Source organism: Kitasatospora sp. NPDC047058, from assembly GCF_040643935.1.
In the GTDB taxonomy this organism is placed as follows: Bacteria; Actinomycetota; Actinomycetes; order Streptomycetales; family Streptomycetaceae; genus Kitasatospora.
This window is the reverse complement of record NZ_JBEYVJ010000428.1, coordinates 1-5,449: the sequence shown is the minus strand read 5'-3', so window position 1 is coordinate 5,449 and position 5,449 is coordinate 1. Positions and strand designations below refer to the sequence as shown.

Below are 5,449 nucleotides of genomic sequence, written 5' to 3'. Positions count from 1 at the left end.
AGGGCGAGCACCGCCCCGCCCGCGCCCGCGCCGCCCGCGCCCGCGCCGAACACGACCGCGAGGAAGAGCGCGACCAGCAGCGCGGGGAAGGCGAGCAGCAGGTTGACCAGCGCGGTGAGCAGCCGTCGGGCGCGGGGGCCGACGACGGCGGTGGACGCCCCGAGCGGGATGCCCGCGGCCGCGCCGAGCAGGACCGCCGAGAGCGCGAGCAGCAGGGAGGGCCGGGTGGCCGTCAGGACCCGGGCGAGCACGTCCCGCCCGAGGTTGTCGGTGCCGAAGGGGTGGGCTGCGGAGGGGCCTTCCAGCACCGCGGAGGGGTCGGGGCGGTCGGCCGCCGCGCCCCAGAGGAGCGGGCCGGCCAGCGCGAGCAGGACCAGCGACGCCAGCATGACCGCCGCGGCCCAGGCCAGGGGCGGGCGCGGGCGCCCGGGGGGAAGGGGCACGGTCACATCTCCCTGATCGCCGAACGCGGGTCGAGCACCGCGAGCAGCACGTCGACCAGGAGGCCGGCGAGCAGCACGGTCGTGCCCAGGATCAGCACCATCGCCTGGACCACCGGGTAGTCCTGGGCGGCCACGGACTGCGCCATCGCCGAGCCGATGCCGGGCCAGGCGAAGACCTTCTCGACCAGCACCGTGCCGGCGATCATGGCGGGCAGCAGGCTCCCGGCGACGGTGAGCGAGGCGGTCGCCGTGTTCGGCGCCGCGTGCCGCAGGTACCGGCGTGCGGGGGAGAGCCGCTTCGCCCGGGCGGTGCGCAGGTAGTCCTCGTCCAGCACCTTCAGCGCCTCCATCCGGACGATGCGCAGCAGGACGGCCGTGGGCGCGAGCGAGAGCGCGAGGACCGGCAGGACGAAGGACTCGGCGCCCGCCGCGCCGGCCACCGGGAGCAGCTGGAGGCCGACGGCGAGCAGCGCGGTGAGCCCGGCGGCCAGGACGAAGTCCGGCACCCCGGCCAGCCCGGCGGTGACCGCGGTGAACGCGAGCTCGCTGCGCGGGTGCCGGCCGTCGCGGGTGCGGACGGCGGCGAGCAGGCCGCCGGGCAGTGCGACGGCGAGGGTGACGGCGAAGGCCAGGCCGGCGATCTCCAGGGTGGCCGGCAGCCGGGTGCGGACCAGTTCGGCGACGGGTGTTCCGGTGATCAGCGAGGTGCCGAGGTCGCCGTGCACCAGGCCGCCGAGATAGTGCCGGTACTGGGCGGGGAAGGGGGCGTCGAGCCCGAGCTGGTGCCGCCGGGCGGCCACCAGCGCGGGGGCGGCGTCGACGCCGAGCGCGGCGCGGACCGGGTCGCCGGGGACGAGGCGGATCATCGCGAACGACGCGGTGAGCACGACCCCGAGGGAGAGGAGCAGCCGGGCGGTGCGGCGGCCGAGGAAGGCCGTCCAGGGGTGGCGCAGCAGCCGGGGCAGGGACACGGTGGCTCCTCCGGTCACCGGTGGAGGCGGATGCTGGTGGGGACGAGCCGGCCGCCGAACGTGGTGGCGAAGGTGGTGCGGAAGCCGTAGACGGTGCTCCGGCCGTCGGCGATCGGCAGGGCGTCGGCCGAGCGGAGGATGGCGGCGGCGGCCCGGTTCCAGGTGTCGCAGCCGGCCGTGTCCGGCTCCCGGAGGGCCTGGGCGACCAGGGCGTCGTAGCCGGGGTTGGCCACGCCCGCGAAGTTGAGGCCCTCGGCGGGGGCGGGGCCGGAGAAGAACGGGATGAAGCCGGCCGGCAGGGCGAAGCCGGGGGAGGTGCCGATCACGACGTCGAACTCGCCGGTCCGGTACATGGCGTTGACGAGGGCGGGCAGGCTCTCGGTGACCAGCTGGACGTCCGCGCCGAGCGCCGTCCAGGTCCGGGCCATCAGCTCGGCGACGGACGGCAGGGTCGGGCCGAGGTCGGGGCTGGTGATCAGGCGCAGCCGCAGCGGCCGGCCGTCCTTGGTCAGCGGCCCGTGGCCGGAGCGGGTCCAGCCGGCGGCGCGCAGGGCGTCGGCCGCGTCCTCGGCCGGCAGGTTGGCGGCGGCGAGGTCCGCGTGGCAGACGGCGCCCTCGGCGCCGAATTCGGTGGCGGGCCGGCCGGTGCCGCCGACGGCGACGTTGGCGAGCCCCTGGCGGTCGAGCGCCGCGACCAGGGCCCGGCGCAGGGCCGGGTCGGCGAGGACCCGGCCGGGGCGCTGGTTGAGGAAGGTCAGCCCGACGACGGTCGGCACGTCGGTGGCGGCCAGGCCGTGGCCGGTGAGCCGGGCCCGGTCCGGCCCGTTCACGTCCGCGATCTCGACGCCCCCGGTGAGCAGCAGGTTCGCCGCCGTGGCCGCCTGCGGCACCACCGACATGACGATGCGTGCGGGGAGGCCGGGTTCCGCCGTCGTCGCTCCGGCCGGCCCCCAGGTGTAGCCGTCGCGCACGGTGAACTCGTAGGGTCCGCCGGGCGTGTAGCGGGTCAGGACGTACGGGCCGGTGCCGCGGGTGGTGCGCTCCAGCTCCCGGGGGCGGTCGAGTCCGGCGGGGCAGACGACGGGCAGCAGGCCGAGGGTGCGGGTGAGGAAGGGGTAGGGGGCGGTGGTGGTCGCCGACACCGTGCCGGTCGCGTCGTCGGCGGTCGCGGTGAACGGGACGCCGGGGAGGACGGTCCGGGCGCCGGCCAGCTGGTTGGCCGGGTCCCCCGCGTAGGTCAGCGCCCGGGCCACCGCGGAGGCGGTGAGGGGCGTTCCGTCGGAGCAGGTGATGCCCGGGTTGAGGGTGAAGGCGGCCGTGGTGGTCGTGGCCCGCCAGGACGACGCGAGGCCGGAGACCAGGGTGCCGTCCGCGGCGAGGTTGACCAGCGAGTCGTACGCGTAGCCGGCCTGGGCGGCGCCGAAGGCCGAGTAGGGGTCGAAGCTGGGGGTCTCGCTGGCGGCCGCGATGCGGACGGTCCCGTGGTCCACGAGGGGCGTGGTCGTCGAGGACCGGGCGGCGCTCGCGCAGCCGGCCAGCGCGGCGACGGCGGTCACGGCGACGGCCAAGGGGACCGGCAGGGCGCGACGGGGCATGCCGTCATGGTGCCACCGAGTCTCCCCGGTCGCCAGTCAACTCGTGTACGTAGAAAGGGCGTTCGAGGTGCCGAAACGGCCTCCCGGCTGGCCTCCGGCGGTGGGCGCGGGCGGGGACGGCCACGGCGCCTCACCCGTTCGAGGGACAGCGGCACGCCTGCTCCGCCGTCCGCCCCGTCGGGTGGGCCCGCCCTCGCCAGACTGGCCCCATGGGCATGCACGCGAACGAATCGGGCCGCGAGACCGGCCGCCTGGCGGACCGCTACTGGGAGTTCCTGCTGGAGCGCGAACCGCTGCTGAGAGTCCGCCAGGGGCTCCCGGTCGAGACGCTGCCGGGGGCGTCGCTCGCCGAGGCCGAGGAACGGGCCCGGTTCGCCGACGGCGTGCTGGGCCGGCTGCGGGCCCTCGACGGGGCGGAGCCGTCCGGCGCCGACGCCGACACCGCCGCCTTCCTGGCCGGACTGGCCGGGCAGGAGCTGAGCGCCCTGCGCTGCCACTGGCTGACGCCCGCCGCCACGCCGTACCGGCTGTTCCCGCTCTCGCTGTACACCGACGCCGTCCTGCGCACCTTCCGCTTCACCGGACCACCGGACGCCGACCGGTACGTGGCGCTGCTCCACGAGCTGGCCCGGGTGGTCGGCTCGATCGGTGACAAGGCGGCGGAGCAGGCCGCCCGCGGCTTCCGGGTGCCCGCCCCGGCCCTGGCCGGGATGCGCGCCACCATCACCGGCCTGCGCGCATCGGTGGCGCGCCGGGTGGAGGTGGGCGAGGACCGGCTCGACGCGCTGGGGCCGGCCGCGCGCGGATACCTCCGGGACGGTGTGCGGCGCGTGCTGGACGCCGAGTTGGCGCCGGCCTTCGATCGCCTGCTCGCCCTCGTCGACGACCCGGCGTACCTGCGCGCGGCGCCGCAGGAGGTCGGCTGGGCGCGGCACCCGGGCGGCGAGGAGGCGTACCGGGAGTTCGTCCGGACCCACACCGGGGACGGCGTTGCGCCGGAGCGGCTCCACGAACTCGGCCGCGAGCAGTGCCGGGAGCTCGCCGAGCGGATGCGGGAGGTGCGGGCGGCCCTGGGATTCCGCGGCCCCGAGGCCGAGTTCCACGACCGGCTGCGGACCGAACCCCGGCTGTACGCCCGGACGCCCGAGGAGGTCGAGGCCCGCTACCGCGGCCACCTCGACCGGCTCGCCCCGGTGCTGCCGCGCTGGTTCGCCGCCCTGCCGGCGGCGCCGTACGGGCTGGCCCGGCTGGACCCGGCGCTGGAGCCGGGGATGACCTTCGGGTACTACGAGGCGCCGACCGCGGCCGAGCCGGCGGGGCGCTACCGGTACAACGGCTCGGACCTGGAACGGCGGTCCCTGCTCGGCTCGGCCTCGCTGATCTACCACGAGCTGGCGCCGGGGCACCACTTCCACCTCGCCCGGCAGGCGGAGAACCACGGGCTGCCGCAACTGCGCCGGGAGGTGGCGGAGTTCGGCGCGTTCAACGAGGGCTGGGCGGAGTACGCGGCGGGCCTGGGCTGGGAGATGGGCCTCTACGACGATCCGTGGGACGCCTACGGGCGGCTGGCGCAGGAGCGGTTCACCGCACAGCGCCTCGTCGTCGACACCGGGCTCAACCTCGGGACGATGGACCTGGAGCAGGCGCGGGACTTCATGCGGGCCAACTCCACCGAGGCGGACGGCCAGATCGCCTCCGACCTGCTGCGGTACTCGACGGACCTGCCCGGGCAGGCGCTCTCCTACCGTGCGGGCTTCCTGGAGTTCGGCCGGCTGCGGGCCCGGACCGAGGCCGATCTGGGTGTGGCGTTCGAGGTGCGGGCCTTCCACGAGGCGGTGCTGGGAGGCGGCGGGCTGCCGTTCCCGGCCCTGCGGCGGCGGGTGGCGCGGGAACTCGGCAGTCCTCGGTGAGTACGACAATCAGATAAAGACTCCTCTCGACGGGTGCATGTGTAGTAATTCCTTTCGCATGCGGCGGTGGCGGGCACTCGCAAGGGTGAACAGGGCAAGGCTGTTTGGCCTCGATGCACATGGTTCGACTACGGTGACTGGAAGATCGGGCGGCGGACGCCATCGACCTGGAATTCCGTTCAGTGGGTGAGTCTCGGATTCCCGGGTGGAATGCTTCCGTCCGCCCGGCTGTGCGCTGCTCCGGTGTTCGCAGTGCCCGGGTTACCTGTCATACGTATGCGTAGAGAGGATGGAGCATCATGCCGCCCGTAGTACCGCCCTTCCTGGTCGGCCTCGTCGTCGCACCACTGGCCAAGCGACTCCTGAAGCCGCTGGTGCGCGGCGTCGTCAAGACGTCCGTCGGCATCGCGTTGGAGGTGAAGAAGGCGGCCCACGAGGCCGGGGAGAACATCCACGACCTCGCGGCCGAGGTGGCCGCCGACATGGTGGCGGCGCAGATCGCCGCCGGTGACGCCGGAGCCCGTTCGGGC

4 protein-coding genes and 1 pseudogene are annotated in these 5,449 nt (G+C 75.5%); 2 read left to right on the top strand and 3 right to left on the bottom strand.

Annotated elements, in window-relative coordinates; genetic code table 11:
- The 3 genes and pseudogenes from ABZ885_RS34615 to ABZ885_RS34605 form a co-directional block, all read right to left on the bottom strand.
- Positions 1 to 443 (bottom strand): annotated as a pseudogene (locus tag ABZ885_RS34615) (peptide ABC transporter ATP-binding protein); the annotation flags it as partial.
- Between the two features lie 2 nt (positions 444 to 445).
- On the bottom strand, positions 446 to 1,414 hold the full coding sequence (locus tag ABZ885_RS34610; RefSeq protein WP_360197752.1) for an ABC transporter permease: 969 nt from the start codon (positions 1,412 to 1,414) through the stop codon (positions 446 to 448).
- Between the two features lie 14 nt (positions 1,415 to 1,428).
- Complete coding sequence (locus tag ABZ885_RS34605; protein ID WP_360197749.1) at positions 1,429 to 3,009, bottom strand: ABC transporter substrate-binding protein; 1,581 nt, start codon at positions 3,007 to 3,009, stop codon at positions 1,429 to 1,431.
- A gap of 209 nt (positions 3,010 to 3,218) precedes the next feature.
- Here ABZ885_RS34605 and ABZ885_RS34600 point away from each other — a divergent pair, with 209 nt between their 5' ends.
- Together ABZ885_RS34600 and ABZ885_RS34595 are read left to right on the top strand one after the other, a co-directional pair.
- Entirely contained in the window at positions 3,219 to 4,919 is a 1,701-nt protein-coding gene (locus ABZ885_RS34600) for a DUF885 domain-containing protein (RefSeq protein WP_360197746.1), read from the top strand.
- A gap of 299 nt (positions 4,920 to 5,218) precedes the next feature.
- A partial coding sequence (locus tag ABZ885_RS34595) for a DUF5132 domain-containing protein (RefSeq protein WP_360197743.1) occupies positions 5,219 to 5,449 on the top strand: 231 nt, incomplete at its 3' end.